Origin of the sequence: Aquabacterium sp. A7-Y (genome assembly GCF_026153205.1) — a bacterium.
Taxonomy (GTDB): domain Bacteria; phylum Pseudomonadota; class Gammaproteobacteria; order Burkholderiales; family Burkholderiaceae_C; genus Caldimonas.
Window position 1 is genome coordinate 149,804 of the sequence record NZ_JAPFBW010000010.1, and the last position, 15,206, is coordinate 165,009.

11 protein-coding genes are annotated in these 15,206 nt (G+C 66.2%); 4 read left to right on the forward strand and 7 right to left on the reverse strand.

Features of this window, described 5'->3' with window-relative positions; genetic code table 11:
• Window positions 1-15: 15 nt before the first annotated feature.
• The 3 genes from OOT46_RS11435 to OOT46_RS11445 form a co-directional block, all read right to left on the reverse strand.
• Window positions 16-795, reverse strand: a complete 780-nt coding sequence (locus tag OOT46_RS11435; RefSeq protein WP_265403725.1) for a response regulator — start codon at window positions 793-795, stop codon at window positions 16-18.
• Window positions 796-858: 63 nt separating this feature from the next.
• The gene (locus tag OOT46_RS11440) at window positions 859-2,403 is read right to left on the reverse strand and encodes an ATP-binding protein (protein ID WP_265403726.1); all 1,545 of its coding nucleotides are present in this window, start codon (window positions 2,401-2,403) and stop codon (window positions 859-861) included.
• Window positions 2,404-2,414: 11 nt separating this feature from the next.
• Complete coding sequence (locus tag OOT46_RS11445) at window positions 2,415-3,926, reverse strand: ATPase domain-containing protein (protein WP_265403727.1); 1,512 nt, start codon at window positions 3,924-3,926, stop codon at window positions 2,415-2,417.
• Between the two features lie 228 nt (window positions 3,927-4,154).
• Between OOT46_RS11445 and OOT46_RS11450 the strand changes: the two genes are divergently transcribed.
• The 4 genes from OOT46_RS11450 to OOT46_RS11465 all read left to right on the forward strand — a co-directional run bounded on the left by OOT46_RS11450 (window position 4,155) and on the right by OOT46_RS11465 (window position 10,585).
• Window positions 4,155-4,373, forward strand: coding sequence for a hypothetical protein (locus tag OOT46_RS11450; RefSeq protein ID WP_265403728.1), 219 nt, complete (start codon window positions 4,155-4,157; stop codon window positions 4,371-4,373).
• A 10-nt stretch (window positions 4,374-4,383) separates the two neighbouring features.
• Window positions 4,384-4,587, forward strand: coding sequence for a DUF3606 domain-containing protein (locus OOT46_RS11455; protein WP_265403729.1), 204 nt, complete (start codon window positions 4,384-4,386; stop codon window positions 4,585-4,587).
• A 164-nt stretch (window positions 4,588-4,751) separates the two neighbouring features.
• Window positions 4,752-7,784, forward strand: coding sequence for a type VI secretion system Vgr family protein (locus tag OOT46_RS11460; RefSeq protein WP_265403730.1), 3,033 nt, complete (start codon window positions 4,752-4,754; stop codon window positions 7,782-7,784).
• Between the two features lie 281 nt (window positions 7,785-8,065).
• The gene (locus OOT46_RS11465) at window positions 8,066-10,585 is read left to right on the forward strand and encodes a hypothetical protein (RefSeq protein WP_265403731.1); all 2,520 of its coding nucleotides are present in this window, start codon (window positions 8,066-8,068) and stop codon (window positions 10,583-10,585) included.
• Between the two features lie 43 nt (window positions 10,586-10,628).
• Here OOT46_RS11465 and OOT46_RS11470 read toward each other — a convergent pair whose 3' ends face one another.
• The 4 genes from OOT46_RS11470 to OOT46_RS11485 form a co-directional block, all read right to left on the reverse strand.
• Window positions 10,629-11,627: a formylglycine-generating enzyme family protein gene (locus tag OOT46_RS11470; protein WP_265403732.1), complete on the reverse strand. Its 999-nt coding sequence runs from the start codon at window positions 11,625-11,627 to the stop codon at window positions 10,629-10,631.
• A 320-nt stretch (window positions 11,628-11,947) separates the two neighbouring features.
• Window positions 11,948-12,943 (reverse strand): formylglycine-generating enzyme family protein, encoded by a 996-nt coding sequence (locus tag OOT46_RS11475; RefSeq protein WP_265403733.1) that lies wholly within the window; start codon window positions 12,941-12,943, stop codon window positions 11,948-11,950.
• 120 nt (window positions 12,944-13,063) lie between these two features.
• On the reverse strand, window positions 13,064-13,909 hold the full coding sequence (locus OOT46_RS11480; RefSeq protein WP_265403734.1) for a formylglycine-generating enzyme family protein: 846 nt from the start codon (window positions 13,907-13,909) through the stop codon (window positions 13,064-13,066).
• Window positions 13,910-14,090: 181 nt separating this feature from the next.
• Window positions 14,091-15,035 (reverse strand): formylglycine-generating enzyme family protein, encoded by a 945-nt coding sequence (locus tag OOT46_RS11485; protein WP_265403735.1) that lies wholly within the window; start codon window positions 15,033-15,035, stop codon window positions 14,091-14,093.
• Between the last annotated feature and the right edge of the window lie 171 nt (window positions 15,036-15,206).

Sequence of the window (15,206 nt, forward strand, 5' to 3'; positions counted from 1 at the left end):
CCGGCGAGGCCCCGCTCACTCCCCGCGGGCGCCTTCGTGCGGCCCGGCCACCCGCGCCAGCAGCTGTCCCAGCTCCCGGGTGTTGAACGGCCTGGTGATGAAGGCGTCGCAGCCGGCCGCCAGCACCTCCCCCTCGCGGTACCGCTCCGGCAGGGCCGTGACCGCGACGACGGGAATCAGACGCAGCTCGTCCATGGCCTTGAGCCGGCGCAGCAGGCTCATGCCGTCCTGGCCCGGCAGTTCCAGGTCGAGCAGGATCACGTCGGGGCGGTCGCTCATCACCGCTTCGAGCGCCGCCTCCGCCGTGCCCGCTTCGGCAACCCGGTGGCCGCCGGCGGCGAGCACGGCGCTCGCCAGCCGCATGTCCACCGCCCTGTCTTCCACCACCAGCACCTTCAAGCCGGGCCCGGTCGCTGCTGCCGACTGACGCAGGCGCAGGGTCTGCCGCACCTGGGCAGCGAAGCGCAGCGTGTCGATGGGCTTGGTGATGTAGCCGTTGCAGCCCGCCTCCAGCGCCTTTTCCTCGTCGCCCTTCATCGCCAGGGCGGTCAGGGCGACCACGGGAACATCCGCGTAACGGGGGTCGGCCTTGAGCTTCCGGGTCAGCGTCAGGCCGTCCATGCGCGGCAGGCTCAGGTCCAGCAAGACCAGGTCGGGAAGCTGCGTTGCCAGGCTCTGCTGCGCCTGCTCGGAGTCGGTCGCCGTCGTGACCTCGTAGCCTTCCATCTGAAGCAGCTCGGTGGCCAGCTCCAGGTTCAGCGGGTTGTCATCGACGACCAGGATGCGTGCGCTCATGATTCGCTCCTCGGGATGGCGTGGGTGGCCGCGGCGCTCGGGCGCACGTCGCCTCGTCTCGGTTCACGGGCCGGGCGGGTCCTTGCGGCGGCAAAGGCCCTCGACGAGCCCGAGCAGGGCATCGAGGTCGGCCGGCTTCGTGAGATGGTGGTCGAAGCCCGCTTCGACCGACCGCGTGATGTCGATGGGCTGGCCCCAGCCGGTCAGCGCGACCAGCACCGGCTGCTGTTCGCCCGGCAGCGCTTCGCGCAGCCGGCCTGCCAGCAGGTGGCCGCTCATGTCGGGCAGGCCGATGTCGAGCAAGGCCAGCTGCGGGCGCCACTCCGCAGCCAGCCGCAGTCCGTCGGTCGCACTGTAGGCGGTGCGCGTCTCGTGGCCGCAGCTGTTGAGCAGCTGTGCCATCGAGTCGGCGCTGTCGCGGTTGTCGTCGACCACCAGCACCCGGCAGCTTCCGCCGGGCCGGGCCGCCGTGGCCGCAGCTCGGTCCTCGGCGGCGGCCACGCCAGCCCGGACGGCGGGGACACGCAAGGTGAAGGTCGCACCGCGCGACTCGCCCTCGCTGACCGCATGCACGCTGCCGCCGTGCAACTCGATCAGCGCCTTGACGATGGACAGGCCCAAGCCCAGCCCGCCCTGCGCCCGCCCGGTTGCGCCGTCGACCTGGGCGAACACCTCGAACAGGCGGCGCGCCTCCTGGGGCGGAAATCCGATGCCGTTGTCGCGCACCGAGACCCTCACTTCGCGACCGTTCATCGGCCCTTCCTCGTGCGCCTCGAGCACGATCAGGCCTTCGCGCGGCGTGTACTTGGCCGCGTTGGTCAGGAGGTTGGACACGCACTGCGCCATGCGGGTACGGTCGGCGTCCACCCAGAGCGGCTCGGGCGGCAGCTCGATGCGCAAGGTGTGCTGCATCGCATCGATCTGCGGTCCGCTCGTCTCGGCCGCCGCATGAATTGCCTCGCGCAGGTCGAAATGCTCCTTCTGAAGCACGATCTTGCCGCGCGTGATGCGGGCCACGTCGAGCAGGTCATCGACCAGGCGCGAGAGCTGGTCCACCTGGCGCTGCATCACGCCGGTGGCCCAGTGCTGTTGCTGCTCCGAGATGCGGCCGCTGCGCAACAGGTGCAGCGCGTTCGACAGCGGGGCCAGCGGATTGCGCAGCTCGTGTGCCAGGGTGGCGAGGAACATGTCCTTCTGCACATCGGCCTGGCGGTTCTCGTACTGGCGCTCCCGCGTGCGCAAGGCGGTACGCACCGCGCTCACCAGGGTCGCGACCTGGGTGGGCCGCTCCAGCACCGTCACGTTGCCCAGCCGGCTCACCGCGCTGTTGGCGAGCTCGCTGAGCCGGCCGCGCTGGCTCAGCAGCAGCACCGGCAGGTCCGACCAGGCGGGCTGCTGCTCGACCAGGCGCTCCAATGTGCGCATGGCCACAAGGTCGTTCACCGCCTCCTCGGCGAGCAGCAGCGCGCCGATGCCTGCCGCGGCCTGCTGCACCACGTCGAAAGCGCTGCTGCAGCGCAGCACCTCGAACTGCGAGCGCTGCAGCGCGGCTTCGATCAGCCGCGCATCCTTGCCGCTGGGCGCGAGAACGAAAACACGTCGTTCCATGGTCGGGACTGTCAGCGGCTGCGTTCTTTCACCAGGGGATCGTCGCTGCCGATGTAGGTCGGCACACCCGTCAGCACGCCGTGGAAGCCGCGCAGCGGCTCGCTGACCCGTATGCCGGCAGCGTCGAGGCTGAACTCGCGGATCGCGCGCTCATGCAGGCCGCTGCGCTTTTTCAGCACCGACACCGCCTGCCGCACCATGCCCTCGGCTTCGAAGTAGCGCATCAGGACCACGGTGTCGGCCAGGTAGCTCGCGTCGACCGGGCTGCTCATGTTGCCGATCAAGCCCTGCTGCACGCCCACCAGCAGCGTCGTGGTGCCCATCTGCCCGAGGTAGGTCAGCATCTCGTGCAGCTGTGCGTTGAGGAACTTCTCGTCCGGCATCGCATTGAGGTAGCCGTTGAGGCTGTCGATGACGACGACGCTCGCGCCCTCATCGCGGGAGGTGCACGCCACCAGGTGGGCGAACTCGCCGGGCGACAGCTCCGCCGGGTCGATCTGCCGCACTGTCAGCCGGCCGGAGTCGATGTGAGGCTGGAGGTCGCAGCCCAGACCACGCATGCGCTTGAGCAAGGTGGCCAGGCTCTCGTCGAACAGGAACATCGCGGCTCGCTCACCGGCGGCCGCGGCTGCAGCCGCGAAACAGGTCGCGATGGTGGACTTCCCGGTGCCGGGGGCGCCCGCCACCAGCGTGCTGGTGCCGCGCTCCAGGCCGCCGCCGAGCAACTCGTCCAGACCCGCCACGCCGCTGCGCAGGCTGCCTTCGGCGGCCGCACGCCGGAGGCCGGCGGCCACCAGGCGAGGGAACACCACCATGCCGCCAGGGCGGATCGTGAAATCGTGGTAACCGCCGATGAAGGGCACGCCGCGGTACTTGACCACCCGCAGCCGGCGCCGCTCGCGGCCGTAGGCCGGGTACCACTGCTCCAGTGCCACGATGCCGTGGGCGATGCTCTGCAGCTGCGGGTCCTCGGCGGTCGCGGTGCGGTCGTCGAGCACGAAGACGGTGCACTGCCGGCCGGCGAAAAACTGCTTCAGTCCCAGCATCTGACGGCGGTAGCGCAGCGGACTGCCCGCCAGCAGACGCAGCTCGGACAGCGAGTCAAACACCACGCGGGCCGGCTTGCGGCGCTCCACTTCCGACAGCAGCGACTTGGTGGCTTCGCCAAGCTCGACCTCGTCGGGCTGGAACACCGTGTACTGCTCGCTCGGCAGCAGGGCCTGCTCGTCGGGCACCACCTGCAGGATCTGGACCCCCTCCAGGTCCCAGTGGTGGGAGTTGGCGATGGCCCGCACCTCCTCCTCGGTTTCCGAGAGGGTGATGTAGAGCACCGACTCCCCCGCGCGCGCGCCGGCCTGCAGGAACTGCAGGCCCAGGGTGGTCTTGCCCGAACCTGGGATGCCCTCGATCATGTAGAGCCGGTTCGGCGTGATGCCGCCGCCGAGGATCAGGTCCAGCTCCGGGATCCCCGAGGAGATGAAGGCAGGCGGTGTGGCGAGGGTCGGCGCGTGGGTGTCATGCATTGTTGTGGCTCGTCTGTCGGAGGCGGGCCGGCGCCGGCGCCGCCGGTCTCTCTGCTGCCGCCCGGCCCGGCAGCCGGAATGCGGTGGGGCCGGACGACACGTCGCAACAGCATAGCGCCCGATGCCACGGCAGCAATCCGTGATCCTGTAACCCCCCGCAGGGCCCCCCCGCATGTCGGTGGTTCACCTACTGCACTCGGGCGCCGGCTGTGGCGAAATGTCTTCACCATGCACTTTCTCCTTAACCGCGAAGACTTTCTCGACGCCTTGCAGGAGCTGGAGGACGAGTTCTCCGAAAGCGTTATTGCTTCCGGCGACGTGCTGAGCCACTGCTGGCAATGTGCCGCTTGTGGCACCCAGTACATGTCCTACGAACTGAGCAGCCCGCCGCTGCCATGCGCTTGCGGCGACGTGCGTCTGCTGCCGGTCATTCCGACCCTGCATTGAGGCGCTGCGAATGGTCCCTCCGACCGACGCCGGCGCGGCAGGCGCAGCATTGATCGATGTCTCCGACGAAGCCGAAGTGCGCCGCTGGGCCGAGAAGCTCGCGGTGAGCGTGGAGGCCCTGCGGGAGGCCATCACTGCCGCCGGGAATCGAGCCGATCGAGTGGGTGAGTACCTGCTTCGATTGCGCGCCGACGATCACAGACCGCCGCTCTGACCGCCCCGCTGCCGTCACGTCTCGTTGCGAAGTCCCCTGCGGCGCCCCCCATTCGATGGGAAGACCGGCTGTCGAAGTTTTGCGAAACTCCCGCGACACTGACGGTGCTGTCTCCCGGCTTTTCGGCTCGGAATGCAGGCCAAAAATAGATCGGGAGGGGTCGCATGTTCCAGCGGTCGGGGACGGCCTTGCCAAACATCGAGTCGTTCGCACGGGCGCTCGGCATATCGTTTACATCTGAAACAAGACTGTTCGAACTGAGCGGCAGCCCGGCCCTGGACGGCCTGCTGGTCGAGTCGTGGACGGCCCATGAAGCGCTCGACGCCTGTTTCGAGTACCAGCTGACGGTGTTAAGCACCGAGGCCCAGCTCTCGTTGCCGGCCATGCTGGGGCAGCGCGCCAGCCTGGCGATTTCGCTCGCGGACGGCAGCCGCGTGACACGCAGCGGCATCGTGATGCACGCTGCGGCCCTGCAGTCCGACGGCGGACTGGCGCGCTACCGGCTGGTGGTGCGGCCCTGGCTCGCCGCCTTGAAGCTGCAACTGCGCAGCCAGAGCTTCATCGACAAGACGGTGGTCGAGATCGTCGAGGCGGTGTTCCGTGCCCACGCCGACATCGCGGCCTGGGTCTGGTCCGACGAGGTCGACCGCTTCCTGTCACAGCTGCCGCCGCGCCATTACTGCAATCAGTTCCGTGAGAGCGACCACGACTTCGTCGCCCGCGTGCTGGCAGAGGAAGGCATCGGCTGGTGCATCGAGGAAGACGAGGCCGCGCCCCACGGCCATCGCGTGCGCCTTTTCGCCGACAGCCCACGCCTGCCCGAGGACGCGAGCGCGGCGGCCGGCGGCGGCCTGCGGTTCCATCGCGCCGACAGCCAGGAGGAGCGGGATGCCATCCAAAGCTTCAGCGCCTGGCAGGTGTTGCGGCCGGCCAGCGTTTGCCTGCAAGCCTGGCACTACGCGGACAAAGGCAGTGCCGCCGCCGGCGTGCCCACCGAGGGCAGCGTCGGGGGTCCGCAGGCGCCGCGCCTGGAGGTCTACGATCCGTCCGGCGGCGTCGACCATCACAACGGCGTGAGCCGTTTCGCCGCGCCCCACTACGCGCGGCTGCAGATGGAAGCGCACGAGGCGCGCCGTCAGCGCTACGTCGGCCAGGGCAGCGTGCGCACCTTGCGCCCCGGCACCCGCTTCGCGCTGCTCGATGCCCCACTGCCCGGTGGCGAGAACGGGACCTTCCTGGTCACGGCCGTCACCCACGCCGGCATCAACAACCTCCCTGCCGAGCTTCACCGGCGCATTGCCGAGCGCCTTGGCCGCGCCGAGCTGGCCGACGCGGGACACGCCTTGAGCGACGCCGCGCGCCGGCAGGTCGAGGCCGGCGGTTATGCCAACGAGTTCGAATGCGTGCCGGCGCAGCGGCCCTGGCGCCCGGCCCTGCTCGACGACACCGGGCAGCGCCTGAACCCGCGGCCCAGCGTGCGCGGCCCGCAGAGCGCGCGTGTGGTGGGCCCCGAGGGCCGCAGCCAAGCCAGCGGCGCCGACGAGATCCACACCGACCGCCTGGGTCGCATCAAGGTGCAGTTCCATTGGCAGGCCCAGGGCGGCGGCGAAGGCAGCAGCGCCCACAGCATCTGGGTGCGCGTGGCGCAGCGTTATGCCGGCGCCGGCATGGGGGCGCAGTTCATCCCCCGCATTGGCCAGGAGGTGCTGGTCGATTTCGAGGAACAGGACATCGACCGGCCGGTGGTCATCGCCGCGCTCTACAACGGCAGGGGCGAGGGCGGTGTGCCGGCCACCCCCGGCGGCCTTGCCGCCGAGGCCGACACCAGCGTCTTCGGCCAGTCTTGCGACGGCGTGCCCAGCGGCCAGGGCAATCTCGCCGGCGGCCACAGCCCGGCCTGGCACGGCGCCGCGGCCGGCGAGCAGCAGCAGCGCAGCGCCGCCGCCCTGAGTGGCGTGAAGACCCAGGAGTTCGGCGGTGCCGGGCACAACCAGCTGGTCTTCGACGACAGCGATGCCCAGCTGCGTGTGCAGGCCGGCACCAGTCAGCACGCCAGCTGGCTCAACCTGGGCCATCTGCTGCACAGCGCCGACAACCACCGCGGCAGCTTCCGCGGCACCGGCTTCGAGCTGCGCACCGACGCCTACGGCGCCTTGCGGGGCGGCCGGGGTGTCCTGCTGAGCAGCTTCGGCACGCCGGCCGCCACGCCGGCCGGGGACAACACACCCGGCATGGCGCTGGCCAAGCAGGCCCAGCAGCTGGCGCAAAGCTTCAGCGATGCGGCCAGGACACACCAGGCGGTGCAGCAGGCCAGCCACCTCGGCAGTTCGCGAGCCGGGTCCAGCCACCTCGACGAGGCGGCGGCGCCCCTGAAGGCCCTGCACAAGACGCTCAGCGGCATGGTGGCCCAGCAGGGCCACGACGCGGCGGTGAGCGACGCCGGCGCGAAGAACACCCACAGCGGCGCCGACAAGCTGCCTCATACCGCCGACCCGGTCGTCGCCGTCACGGCCAAGGCGGGCCTCGCCGTGGTGGCGGGCCAGGACCTGCAGACGGCGGCCGGCGAGGGCATCCACGCTGCCAGCGGCCAGGACACGCATCTCGCCGTGGGCGGTCAGGCGCGGCTGCACACAGGGCAGGCCATCGGCATGCTGGCGGGCGCCCTGAAGGCGGGCCAAGGCGCCGCCGGCTCCGGTCTCACGGTGATCGCGGCCCAGGGCGACATCGACGTGCAGGCGCAGGCCGGCACGCTGCAGGTCGCGGCGCAAGGGCCGATCGACGTGAAGAGCAAAAACGCCCACATCGACTGGGCGGCGGCGAAAAAGATCACGCTCGCCACCGCGGGCGGCGCAAGCCTGACGATCGATGCCGGCGGCATCGTCACGCAGTGCCCGGGGAAGATCACCGTGCATGCCGCGAAAAAGAGCTTCCAGGGGCCGGGGCGCGAGACCTTCACGCCGGCGGGCATGCCCCAAGCCCAGCCGCACGAGTTGCGTTATGTCGCCACCGACGCGCAAGGCCTGCCGCTGAAAAACGTGCCCTATGCACTGATCCTGCCCAACGGCGAGATCCGCTCCGGCAGGACCAACGCGCGGGGCGAGACCGAGAAGGTCACCACGGACGGCCCCCAGGGCGTCGAGGTTTACCTGGAGGACGGCGACCACGAAGGTTTCCACCTGCTGTCGTCCGAGGACTGAAAGAAAAGAACAGCGGAGTTGCAGTGAGCACAGCAAGAGGAAAGTTCCGGCTCTACTACAAGGACGGACTGGGCAACGAGGTGCCATGCACCGAGGTTCACTACCGCGTGGTCGAACTCGGCAGGGGCACGACAGTGGTGACCGGCGTCACCGACAGCCAGGGCGAGACGGTCGAATTCAGCAAGGACGACGGCGGCAGCTGCCGGCTGGACGTGAAGGACTTCGACGGCAACGACTTCGACGCGCCCGACACGCCCTTCGGCGAGGACGACGAGAACAAGGTGAAGCTGGTCGCCGGAACGGCCGGCACCGTGGTCCGGAAGCTGCGCATCCGCCCGTACTTCCGGGTGCTGTTCACGACGCAGCGCGGCGACAAGCCACTGCCGTGGGCCCAGTTCAAGGCCTATGTGCAGGACAACGGAGGCGAGGTGCTGGCCCGCGAGCTGTTCAGCGACAGGCCGATCCACGGCGCGACCGACGCTGACGGGCTCACGCCGGAGCTGCACTTCAACGAGGAACTGGTGTTCAAGTTCCAGCTGCCCGGCACCAGCGTGCAGGTCGCGACGGCTTCGCTGAAGCCCTTGTGCAAGGGTCAGACGCCGTACTTCTACCGCTGCGCCTTCAAGACGGTGCAGGCCGTGACTGCCGCGGAGCCGGACCACCGGATGCAGCTGGCCGGCAAGACCAGCCTGCCGCTTCTGCTGAATGCGGAAGACGAAGAACTCATCATGATCCCGCCCAAGGATTTCGCCGAGTTCGAACGCCTGAGCGGCGAGCTCGAGAACATCATGGCCGGGCCGCACCGGGCGCAGCTCGACCTCACGCGTGCGCTGGAGGTCAAGGACGTGGCCGCCGTGCAAAGGGCCGAGAAGGCCCTGGGGCTGGCGGAGGACCGTGTCAAGACGGCCCTCAACAAGGACTTCAAGAAGCTTGCCGACCTCAAGGAAGTGATCGTCTTCGAGAGCTACGACAAGGGCAAGGGCAAGGAGCCGGGCATCGGCATCCGCAGGCGCTACCTCCCCACCAAGAAGTACAAGGAGCTGTGGGACAAGCGCCTGAACCGCAACGAGTTCAAGGTCAGCCTGGGCCTGAAGTCCAAGGGCTCGCCGACCGGCGACCACTCCGTCGGCGCCAGCCCGAAGAGCCTCAACACGGCCGCCCTGAAGGAGTCGCTGGCCAAGATCAAGTACGAGACCAAAAAGAGCTGGAACAGCGACCCCAAGGTGTTCGACCTGTTCGACTACGCCGGCAACCAGTTCGGCTATGTGGAAGCGCTCAGCGACTCCTCCGAGGTGGAGAACGCGGCGCAGTGGCTGCGCCTGGTCGGCGGCGCCGGGCTGAGCGCGGAGGTCGACTGGAAAAAGAAGGTGCAGGTCCAGGGCAACCTGCAGGGCAAGCTGGTGCTGTACGAGCAGAAGTACACGCGGCGCTGGGCGGTGCCGTCGCTCAACGGATGGCTCATGTGCTTCAGCGGGATCGACCTCGGGGCCATCCGCTTCACGATGGAAGTCCAGCTCGCCGGGTTCATCGGTGCGAAGGCCACGTTGGCGGGGTCGGTGGGTGTCACCTTCGACCAAGGCAAGGCGGCGTTCCAGGCGATGCGCCGCGATCGCAGCGACAGCGTCGCGGAGGCTGTCGACACGCGGACCGGGCTGCCGAAATTCGAGCCGGCCGCGCTGAACAGCAAGCCCCCGAAGGACCTGAACGGCGCCAAGTTCGACGTCGATGCCTTTGCCGGTATCGAAGGCAGCATCACGCCCGCCGGCAAGCTGCAGTGGCTGCCGCCCGAAGAGAAGGCCTTCGTGAGTTTCGCGGAGCTTTCGGTGACTGGCGGTGTGAATGCGGGCGCAGGTGCGAAAGCGGAGCTGACGATCTACTATGCCAACGGCAAGTTCATGGTAAAGGCCTCGGCTCGCCTTTGCTGGGGGGTGGGCGCGAAAGGGGCTGTGGACTTCGCGGTCGATCCGGCCAAGATGGCGCAGTTCGTCGCCTGGTTCTACTACCAGTTGCTGCACGCCGGATTCAAGATTCTGGTCTATGTGGGCCGGGAAGTGTTCGATGCGCTGTCGAAAGTGCTTTTCCTCGTGATTGCCGAAGACGGCGATATTGGACGGCAGTTGAAGGCGAGCGTGAAGGCGATCGACGAGCAGTTCAACACGGTACTGCGTTCATACGAGAATGCAGAGAAGCGCGCCCGCCTGATCGCCGGTATCAACAAACTGCCTCATTGGCTTGTGCACGCCACGCCGGAAACCCGCGGCATGTTGCTTTACGAGATCACTCGGCACAGTACGTTCAGCCACTTTCGTGCGTTTCCGGGTCTTGCCGGGAGCGATCGCTCAGACGTCCAGGTCCACTACCTGGACTCGCATAAGCAAGCGATCATCAACATTCTCAAGCCGGTGCAGATTGTTGACGAATGGAACAACGTCATGCAACACATGACGCGGGACGGCCAAAAAGACGACCAGCGTCCGCGAGGACAGAACGAAGGCGAAGTGATGCGATTCCTCAACAACGGGGTGTCGCTGACGGAAGACTTGAACCAGTTGATCCGCAATATCAACACCCCGGCGAAACCGGGTGGCGAGAAGACCGGCAACCACTATCTCGATGAGTTCCTCAAGATGCGCAAGGCCTTGCTCAAGGAGTTTCCAAAGGGATACAAGGCTCAGTTGAACGGCACCCCTGCGTGGAGCGTGTACGCGATGAAGGACGGGATGGTTCATTCCCACTTCGCTCTCGCAGACCCTGCTCACTTGCGAGACACTTTGGACGAAGGCCGAACGATGGTGGCGTAACCCAGGCGACCGACGACCGGTCTCGCTGTTCGGGAACTCTGCCCTACCGCCCCCCGACCGGCTCCCGGGAGTTGGCGACGCAGCGAAATGTCGTTTCGCTGTGAGGATTGCTATCGGTAGGACGATCGTCGCTGTCGAGAACAGGGGGCAATTGCGGATCGCTGTGTTGCCTGGTGAAGGTCATCGACAGGAACCCCAGTTCGTTCTCTCCGGTCACGTAATAGCCGCGAAGCGTCTTCTGGGTGCCCGTCGCCGGTCCTGTGGGGTTCCGTTCGGGGGAGGCGCTGTAATAGCTTTCGTCATACCAGTCGAGCGTCCACTCCATCCCGTTGGTCACGAGATCATGCAGCCCCAGGGGGTTGGGAGGAAACTGACCCACCGCGGCAGGGACGGCCCAGGAGAAGATGCCATGCTTTTTTGCATAAGCCCTCCTCTGATCGAAGCTCGCGACATTGCGTCCGAACTCCAGTTTTCCGTTGTCGGTCGGATAGACGAGGTACTCACCGCGGTTGCGCGCTGCGTACTCCCACTGCGCCTCGGTCGGAAGATCCATGGGAATGCCGAGTTGTTTTCCCAGCCACACGCAATAGTCTCGCGCTCCCTGCCAGCTGACCCCCGCGGGCGACCCGGGAATGTCGCGGAACTGCTTGTCGAAGTGACCCATCGCAATCTTCGGCTTGCCCGTCACCTGGGTGTAGACGTCGTAGTCCGCAAAGGTGGTCTTGTAGGCACTGATCGAAAAGCTGTCGAGCGTGACCTTGTGCAGAGGGCCGTCGTCGGCGGGGCCGCTGTAGGGCAGCTTCTCTTCGTTGTGCTTGTGGCCGAAGTCGCCCATCTCGAAGCTGCCGCCTTGCACAAACACCAGGTTTTTCCTCGCCCTGACGACGAGGTCCGGAAGCTTCGTTGAAACATCGGGGCCTTCGATCCTGGCGGTCTCCGTCCTGCCGCAACCGCTGACAGCGATCAAGGCGAGCGCACAAAAAATTCGACCCAGTCCGACTCTCGGGCGGGCATCGGGAAAAGCTGGCTGGTGCTGATGCATGAGAACGGCCGCGTTGCCGCGTTCAGTTGCTTCGCCCGATTTTATGCAGGGCCGCTTCGGATCTGCGTTTCCCGGGCCGGTGGTGGTAGCTTGAAGTTACTGCCGAAGTCGTTGGGGGGGCGGGACCCTGCGCTCGGCCACAGGCCGCCGTCGCGAACAAAAACACGACCTGCGCGCTTCACCATCACGATGGGCCTGGCAGCGGAGAACGAGAAGGAACGCGGTCGATCGACGGGCATATCGGCAGACGCGGTGCGGAATTGCTTGAGCGGACGAGGTCGATGGCACGAGCAACCGGTCCCTACCTGCCTCGCGACTTCCTACTTGGGGACAGGTGTAGAGAGGTTCGCGACGCAGCGGAATGTCGTATCGGTGTGAGGATCGATATCGATAGGGCGATCGTCGCTGTCGAGAAGAGGGGGCAATTGCGGATCGCTGTGCTGCCTCGTGAAGGTCATCGACAAAAAACCCAGTGTCACCCCTTCGGATACGCTGTAGCCTCGCAGGACCTTCTGGGTACCACTGGACGGACCTGACGGGTTGCGTTCAGGCGAGGCGCTGTAGTAGTTCTCGTCATACCAGTCGAGCGTCCACTCCATGCCGTCCGTCACCAGGTCGTAGAGACCCAGCGGGTTCGGAGGGAACTGGCCCACCGCTGCGGGGACGGCGGAGGAGAAAAGCTTGTGCTTCTTGGCATAGGCTTTCCTCTGGTCGAAGCTCGCCACATTGCGGCCGTCGTCGAGTTGGCCATTGTCGGTCGGATAGACGCGGTACTCGCCACGGTTGCGCGCTGCGTACTCCCACTGCGCCTCGGTCGGAAGATCCATGGGTATGCCGAGCTGCTGACCAAGCCACACGCAATAGTCTCGCGCTCCCTGCCAGCTGACTCCTGCGGGCGAACCGGGAATGTCGCGGAACTGCCGGTCCAGGCGGCCCATCGCAATCTTCGGTTTGCCCGTTACCTGCGTGTAGACGTCGTAGTCCGCAAAGGTGGTCTTGTAAGCACTGATCGAAAAGCTGTCCAGCGTGACCTTGTGCAGAGGACCGTCGTCGGCGCGCCCGCTGTAGGGCAGCCTCTCTTCGTTGTGCTTGTGACCGAAGTCGCCCATCTCGAAGCTGCCGCCTTGCACCAACACCAGGGTCTTCCTTGCTCTGGCGACGAGGTCCGGAAGTTTCGTTGAAACGTCGGGGCTTTCGATTTGGGCGGTCTCCGTCTTGCCGCAGCCGCTGACGGCGATCAAGGCGAGCGCACAGAAAATTTGACGCAGTCCGAATCTCGAACGGGCATCGGGAAAAGCTGGCGGGTGCAGATGCATGAGAACGGCCGCGTTGCCGCATTCAATTCAGTTGCTTCGCCCGATTTTATGCAGGGCCGCTTCGGATCTGCGTTTCCCGGGCCGGTGGTGGCAGCTTGAAGTTACTGCCGGTCCCTCAGCTCAGGGTTGGAGAGGCCGGGGGTCGTTGCTGGCGCACCGGACCGTGGTGTGCCTGTTCTCGTTCACTCCTTCGGCTGCCCCGTCCTGGTGAGGATCGGCGCGAGGTCGAGGAGGCCGGTGCTGGCGTGTGAATGACATCGAGACCATGGCCAGCGTCTCTCCCGAGACATTGCTGTAGCTTCTGAGGACTTTCTCCGTGCCCTGCGCGGGGCCGGAAGGATTCTGCCGGGGCGAATTTTTGTAGTACCCGGCGTCATACCAATCGAGCGTCCACTCGTAGCCGTTGGCGATGAGGTCATGGAGCCCGAGCGGATTCGGCGGATAGAGCCCCCCGGTCATCGGTCCCGACGACGTCAGAAGTTGATCTTTTCTCGCCAGTTCCTTGAGCTGCTCGTAGCTGGGGACGTTGCGTCCATCGTCAATTTCTCCGTTGTCCGTCGGGTAGACCTGCATGGCGCCTCGATTCCGAGCTGCGTATTCCCACTGGGCTTCGGTGGGCAGATCCATGGGCAACCCGAGTTGCGTTCCCAGCCACCTGCAGTAGCCGCGTGCCTCCTGCCAGCTGACGCCTGCCGGGGCATCGGGCCGCCGATAGGTGTCGCGCTTTCCCATCGCAATCTTCGGTTTACCCGTCGCCAGCGTGTAGACGTCGAAGTCGGCATATGTGGTTTGAAAGGCACTCAACGAGTAGCTCGTCAGGGAGACCGTGTGCAAGGGGCCATCGTCGGACGACGCGCTGTACGGCAGCTTGTCCGCATGGTGGATCTCCCCGAAGTCGCCCATCTGAAACGTTCCGCCTTCGACGAAAACGAGATGCCGACGTGCCTTTGCCTTCAGTGCGTCCACTTGGGCTCGGAGGTTCGGCTGAGCAGCGCTTGGCTCAGGACCTTGCTCCCTGCCACAGGCCGCCATGGCAATGAAAAACGCGGCTTGTCCGCTCCACCTGGCGACGGCCCCGGCAGCAAGGAAGGGGTGCGGACGATCAACAGTCATGGCATTGGGGATGGCGCGTCTTGCCGGGCGCTTCTCAGGTGGGAACGGGTGCGGAAAGGTTCGCGACGCAGCGAAATGTCGTGTCGGTGTGGGGATTGTCATCGGTCGGACGATCGTCGCTGTCGAGAACAGGGGGCAATTGCGTATCGCTGTGCTGCCTGGTGAAGGTCATCGACAGGAACCCCAATTCGTTCTCTCCGGTCACGTAATAGCCGCGAAGCGTCTTCTGGGTGCCTCCCGCCGGGCCTGTGGGGTTCCGTTCGGGGGAGGCGCTGTAATAGCTTTCGTCATACCAGTCGAGCGTCCACTCCATCCCGTTGGTCACGAGATCATGCAGCCCCAAGGGATTGGGCGGAAACTGACCCACGGCGGCAGGGACGGCCCAGGAGAAGATGCCGTGCTTGTCTGCATAGGCATCCCTCTGATCGAAGCTCGCAACATTGCGTCCGAACTCCAGTTTTCCATTGTCGGTCGGATAGACGAGGTACTCACCGCGGTTGCGCGCTGCGTACTCCCACTGCGCCTCGGTCGGAAGATCCATGGGTATGCCGAGCTGCTGACCAAGCCACACGCAATAGTCGCGCGCTCCCTGCCAGCTGACTCCTGCGGGCGAACCGGGGATGTCGCGGAACTGCCGGTCCAGGCGGCCCATCGCAATCTTCGGCTTGCCCGTCACCTGGGTGTAGACGTCGTAGTCTGCAAAGGTGGTCTTGTAGGCACTGATCGAAAAGCTGTCGAGCGTGACCTTGTGCAGAGGACCGTCGTCGGCGCGCCCGCTGTAGGGCAGCTTCTCTTCGTTGTGCTTGTGGCCGAAGTCGCCCATCTCGAAGCTGCCGCCTTGCACAAACACCAGGTTTTTCCTCGCCCTGGCGACGAGGTCCGGAAGCTTGGTCGAAAGGTCGGGGCTTTCAACTTGGCCGCTCTCCGTCTTGCCGCAGCCGCTGACAGCGACCAAGGCGAGCGCCAGCGCCCACTTCATCGGCCTATGGCAGCCACCGGGAGGCGCCTCGGTGGTGGCGCGCTTGTGAGGTTCCATCAACAAGAAAGGCCGCTCGGGCCGGTTCGATCGCAGCACGAGAGTGTAGGGAGCCCTCTGAGTCATGGATGCCCCTCATTCCGGCGGTCCCTGCTCGAAAGCGACCGCAGACGG

What these genes read in the sequence shown, in the direction of transcription:
- OOT46_RS11485 (WP_265403735.1), bottom strand. Translation starts at nt 15,035, where the DNA reads ATGAAGTGGGCGCTGGCGCTCGCCTTGGTCGCTGTCAGCGGCTGCGGC.
- OOT46_RS11440 (WP_265403726.1), bottom strand. Translation starts at nt 2,403, where the DNA reads ATGGAACGACGTGTTTTCGTTCTCGCGCCCAGCGGCAAGGATGCGCGG.
- OOT46_RS11460 (WP_265403730.1), top strand. Translation starts at nt 4,752, where the DNA reads ATGTTCCAGCGGTCGGGGACGGCCTTGCCAAACATCGAGTCGTTCGCA.
- OOT46_RS11470 (WP_265403732.1), bottom strand. Translation starts at nt 11,627, where the DNA reads ATGCATCAGCACCAGCCAGCTTTTCCCGATGCCCGCCCGAGAGTCGGA.
- OOT46_RS11445 (WP_265403727.1), bottom strand. Translation starts at nt 3,926, where the DNA reads ATGCATGACACCCACGCGCCGACCCTCGCCACACCGCCTGCCTTCATC.
- OOT46_RS11450 (WP_265403728.1), top strand. Translation starts at nt 4,155, where the DNA reads ATGCACTTTCTCCTTAACCGCGAAGACTTTCTCGACGCCTTGCAGGAG.
- OOT46_RS11455 (WP_265403729.1), top strand. Translation starts at nt 4,384, where the DNA reads ATGGTCCCTCCGACCGACGCCGGCGCGGCAGGCGCAGCATTGATCGAT.
- OOT46_RS11475 (WP_265403733.1), bottom strand. Translation starts at nt 12,943, where the DNA reads ATGCATCTGCACCCGCCAGCTTTTCCCGATGCCCGTTCGAGATTCGGA.
- OOT46_RS11435 (WP_265403725.1), bottom strand. Translation starts at nt 795, where the DNA reads ATGAGCGCACGCATCCTGGTCGTCGATGACAACCCGCTGAACCTGGAG.